Here is a 1,046-nt window from a genome sequence, read left to right as displayed (position 1 = left end):
GCAAAATGATTATTAATTAAAATATCTTGATGTATAGTTTTTACAGTATTGGTATGTAGTTGGTGAGCTAGGTCTATCGTAAAAGTATACGCTATAAAAGGTATTTATATGCTTAAAATTAAGTGTTCAATTTTAAGTGATCGCTGTTAATCGCCTATTCTGGAAATAGACTGACGATAAAAAATGATGTTCTAGATTATGAATGCAAGCTCAACTCAAAACAATTGCCGTTTGTTCTTAAGTGAAGAAAATATTGAATGGCCTGATAATACAGTTTATTTATTATTGGATGCGGTACGCTTTGATAATATTAAACGTTGGATCTATGAGGCTGAGCCAAACCCGGAAATGCGAACGTTATTCTTGAACACTGAATTGCATGATATTGCTGTTGTTTCTCCAGAGTTGGTTAAGGTTGAAAAGTACTCACCGCTATGGACTCGTTTTATGGAAGAAGGGCTAGCTTTACAGGCAGGTGTTATTTTATTGAGTGATTTTTCATTTGAAGCATTAATCATTCACTGTCAGTGGTGGTGCAGGGTATTAAATCAGTGTAATGAGGTAGCTATTTGCCGATTATATGATCCAAATCTATGTGGCTGGTTGTTTAAAGCTAGTTCTCCACAGCAACTTAGTTATTTACTTGGTCCTGTAAGTGATCTTTATTGTTTGAGTGATGGAGAGTGGTTGGCTGTTAAAAACCCTCAACCTAATACCGATAATAATTATGAAGAGCCGCTTACGCTGGGTCAAAATCAATGGAATGCCGTATTTGAGGCAAAGTATCATTTTTTTCTAAAGCGTTTAGTTCAGCACATGGATAATTATTTTCCGACCTATTTGACTGGATTGGATCTGCCACAAAAATTAAAGCATGCGGATAGCTTATGTAATGAGGCCGCTTCTTTAAACTTCGAGACAGAACAGGATATATTTTTTTATTGTAATGTCCTTGGCTTTTTAGGGCATGATATTTTGCAACCCGATATTTATCCAGAAATATATACTTTATTAACCCAGTCCAGTTCGCTTACACCCTCCCAGCG

1 protein-coding gene is annotated in these 1,046 nt (G+C 35.9%); it reads left to right on the top strand.

Translation table 11 applies throughout. The features are described 5' to 3' along the window. Window positions 1–198: 198 nt before the first annotated feature. Window positions 199–1,046, top strand: an 848-nt coding sequence (locus KCG35_RS25600) for a DUF4123 domain-containing protein (protein ID WP_215822679.1), incomplete at its 3' end; no start/stop codon positions are given.

The sequence above is a fragment of the Zooshikella harenae genome (assembly GCF_018837975.1).
GTDB lineage: Bacteria > Pseudomonadota > Gammaproteobacteria > Pseudomonadales > Zooshikellaceae > Zooshikella > Zooshikella harenae.
This window is presented reverse-complemented; position numbering and strand designations above follow the sequence as displayed.